Annotated in this window: 4 protein-coding genes; 3 read left to right on the top strand and 1 reads right to left on the bottom strand. The window is 53.6% G+C overall.

The genetic code is table 11. The annotated features are described in order from the left end of the window. Positions 1–112: 112 nt before the first annotated feature. Complete coding sequence (locus AACY50_RS28415; protein WP_339539914.1) at positions 113–448, bottom strand: hypothetical protein; 336 nt, start codon at positions 446–448, stop codon at positions 113–115. A gap of 178 nt (positions 449–626) precedes the next feature. Between AACY50_RS28415 and AACY50_RS28410 the strand changes: the two genes are divergently transcribed. From AACY50_RS28410 to AACY50_RS28400, 3 genes are all read left to right on the top strand, one after another. Beyond that, positions 627–920 (top strand): HigA family addiction module antitoxin, encoded by a 294-nt coding sequence (locus tag AACY50_RS28410; protein WP_339539912.1) that lies wholly within the window; start codon positions 627–629, stop codon positions 918–920. Between the two features lie 138 nt (positions 921–1,058). Then, the gene (locus AACY50_RS28405; RefSeq protein ID WP_339539910.1) at positions 1,059–1,358 is read left to right on the top strand and encodes a hypothetical protein; all 300 of its coding nucleotides are present in this window, start codon (positions 1,059–1,061) and stop codon (positions 1,356–1,358) included. Positions 1,359–1,845: 487 nt separating this feature from the next. Further along, positions 1,846–2,988 carry a protein rep gene (locus tag AACY50_RS28400; RefSeq protein WP_339539908.1) on the top strand — a complete coding sequence of 381 codons (1,143 nt, stop codon included), beginning with the start codon at positions 1,846–1,848 and terminating at the stop codon, positions 2,986–2,988. Positions 2,989–3,114: the final 126 nt, after the last annotated feature.

Genomic DNA, 3,114 nt, shown 5'->3' with positions numbered 1-3,114 from the left:
ACGCCACTTCACGTCTTACCCATTTGCTCCATCCTCGGACAGGAAATGTTTTGTGGCCACAAAACCTGTACGTGCACTGTCTTTGGATAGGGCTTCTGGGTTTTGGAAGCGATCAGTTCCGCTTCTTGGCACCACCTGGCTGATGCACATCCTCTAAATCGATCTTGGTGACCACGCCGGTGTCGGGATCAGTGCAATCGAAGGTCAATCTCCAATTCTTGTTGACCTCCAGCTCATAGCGGTTTTCATGGCCAGTCAGAGCTTTGCAATCTTTGACACGGCCGTATCCGCCCTTGATATCGGACAGCGATCTTGCCGTGTGCAGATGCACAAGCAGCAGTCGAAGGACTTTGATCCAGCTGGCGTTCAAACCTGCGGTTTTCTTTGCGTTGCTGGCCCAAAAGGCCCTCAACGGCTTGTGTAAAATCTCATTGTCGTTCTCAATCATGGTGATTCCTCGTAATAGTTGACATAGTTATTATCGTTTGATAGAATCACCATACCCGAATAGCAATTCTTTAACCGATAATCATAGACTACCACTATGAACCCGGTTTGTCAATAGAGAAAAGCTATTTAAGTCAAAAGTTGCTCGTTGCGCAACATGCAACGCTGGAGTCGTTAGAATGATCACTATGCATCCCGGTGAGTACCTGGAGATGGCGTATGTGGAACCTTATGAGATTAAGCAGGCCGATTTGGCTGAAAGCCTAGGTGTTTCAACTGCCGCCGTATCTCGACTGCTTACCTGTAAGTCCGATCTGTCCCCCGAAATGGCTGTCCGCCTTTCTTATGTTTTTGACCGTTCTGCTGAGTCTTGGATGGCTCTTCAATCTGATTACAGTCTGTCGCAAGCCCGCGACACGATTAACCCGAAGTTGGTGAAAAAACTGGCCGTATTTGAGCCAGCTTTTGCTTGATTGTCAGAAGTTTAAAGCCCGCCTGAAGCGGGCTTTTTTGTTTATGCGCCGGTAGGTTTATCGAGGTGGATGGAGGACGGGTCAAGGCTCGCGCAGCGACCGCGTAGCGGCATGGCCTTGACGCGGCCGGAATCCAATATGCTCAGAGCAGGTGTGCTGGGGGCTTTTTCCCAGCGCACCTGCCTCGCGGCGAGCAGCCCCGGAGGGCCGCCGGAGGCGATGTTATCTTTGTGCAAACTGCCGCTGATGGCACGTGATGTCGTGACGTTAAAATCACAGCATTGCCATCGAGGTGTTCGGATGAAGATAACGATTGAGTTGGAAAGCTTTGCGGTAAAAGCCTTGCTGGCCTTATCACTTGCGGTTTGGTGCGCATGGGAAGGTCAGCATGAATTGGCAGCTACTGGTGCTGTGTTGATAGCAGCACTGAAATCGTAGGGCTTGCCGATGAACAGCTTCAATGGCGAGCAAGCCGTAATGGGCTTGCTTGAAACGGTATCGTCACAAAGGCAAGATACCGAAATTGCAGTTCGGCGAAGATCGAACCGCAGAAAGCAAAAAACCGGGATCACAGCGCGGCAACGCTCCCCCGGTTTTCTACGAATCAACGGGGATAGTATGAGCAACAAGCACGCGATTTATCAAGTGCCGACCCCCGCCAGGACTGGCGGAGGCGGGCGTGACGGTACCGGATTACAAGCGTAAGGCCGCTGGTCGGGTCGTCGCCTCGGGAAGTACACGAAATCCTCTACCCCCCCAAGACTTGCGAGCGAAGCTGCAAGCTAACCGGGCTGAGCGTTATGACCTCCTTGCATCTGCACGGGCCCTGTTTCTCCATGAGGGAAAACGGGTAGGTCTTCTGCATCCTCAAGACTGGCACCGCACTGCCAAGTGCAAATGGACGCCAGTGGCAGGAACCGTCGGTGTGCACGCTTCGCGTGAACATGGCAGTGCTTTTTACAGCGGTGTGATGAACTGCGGCAGTGTTTGGGCGTGCCCGGTCTGCGCGGCGAAAGTCCAGGAGCGTAGACGTGAAGAGGTGGCCAAGGCGGTGGCCTGGGCTGATTCTCAGGGCTTGCAAGCGGCAATGGTTACCCTGACGTTTCCCCACTATGTCTGGCAGCAACTGGCGGAGCTGCTGGAGCAGCAGAAGATCGCTTTGAAGTACCTGCGTGAGGGGTCGCCATGGATCCGCTTCAAAAAAGCCACGGGCTACCAGGGGCTGATCCGTTCGCTGGAACTGACCCACGGCCAAAACGGCTGGCATCCCCATACCCATGAGTTGTGGATCGTCGATGCCGACACCGATGCTGACACCATGAAAAAGACCGTGCTCGAGCGCTGGAAGTCCAGTTGTGCGCGTGCTGGTCTTCTTGACCTGGACAACGCTGACCAGGTTGCCGCGTTCGAGGCCCATGCGATCGATGTTAAGGGCTGGTGTACGGCCAGTGACTACCTGGCTAAGCAGGATGACAGCCGGCACTGGGGCGTCGACGCAGAAATTGCCAAGGCCTCAACCAAGGCCGGTCGGGCCAAGGGCAAGCATCCGTTCGCACTGCTCTCGATGTTCCAAGCTGGGGATCGCAAGGCTGGGCACCGTTACCTGGACTATGCGGCGGCAATGAAGGGCAAGCGTCAGTTGTTCTGGTCTGCTGGTCTCAAGGCCAAGGTTGGTGTGATTGAGCAGAATGATGAGGAAATAGCCGAGGAGCAGCATGACGACGCCGATTTGCTGGGCCATTTGGAGATCGAAGAATGGCGGCTTATTCGCCAAGCCGGACTGCGAGCGAAGGTATTGGATCTAGCTGAGAGCAACGGTGGTTGGGTCGCTATCCAGAAATTGCTGCGTGAGCTTCGCAATGAGGCTTTGAGCAAAATAGAGCGATTTAGAGACACTCAGAGCAACTTAGAGAAAATTAGAGAAAATCAGAGCGATTTAGAGAGATTTGGAGCCTGCGATAAGCTCAGAGAAGGCACGTTACCGATTGTTTACACAATCGACGCACCAAAGGGGATTCCCCCTTTGAAACCCCTTCTTCGTCACGACGAAGAAGGTGAAGTTGGCTAACGCCACTTCACGTCTTACCCATTTGCTCCATCCTCGGACAGGAAATGTTTTGTGGCCACAAAACCTGTACGTGCACTGTCTTTGGATAGGGCTTCTGGGTTTTGGAAGCGATCAGTTCCGCTTCTT

This window comes from Pseudomonas sp. RA_15y_Pfl2_54, assembly GCF_963971015.1.
GTDB classification, from domain to species: domain Bacteria; phylum Pseudomonadota; class Gammaproteobacteria; order Pseudomonadales; family Pseudomonadaceae; genus Aquipseudomonas; species Aquipseudomonas baetica_A.
Note: the sequence above shows the minus strand (reverse complement) of the source record. Positions and strands in the feature narration are given on the sequence as shown.